At 67.6% G+C, this 207-nt stretch carries 1 pseudogene; it reads left to right on the top strand.

The features are described from left to right. Positions 1–207 (top strand): annotated as a pseudogene (locus KNO94_RS15205) (RNA-guided endonuclease TnpB family protein); the annotation flags it as partial.

Genomic DNA, 207 nt, shown 5'->3' with positions numbered 1-207 from the left:
CCCGTTCCTCGCCGAGGCGGACAGCCTCGCGCTCGCGAACGCGAAGCTGAACCTCGACACCGCGTTCGCGAAGTTCTTCGCCGGGACGGCCGGCTTCCCGGCCTTCAAATCGAGACGGCGGTCGCGCGCCTCCTACACGACGAACAACCAGCATGGCACGATCCGCATCGAGGCGGGCAAGGTCCGTCTGCCGAAGGTCGGGTTCGT

It is taken from the genome of Exiguobacterium sp. s22 (assembly GCF_018617455.1).
In the GTDB taxonomy this organism is placed as follows: Bacteria; Bacillota; Bacilli; order Exiguobacteriales; family Exiguobacteriaceae; genus Exiguobacterium.
This window is presented reverse-complemented; position numbering and strand designations above follow the sequence as displayed.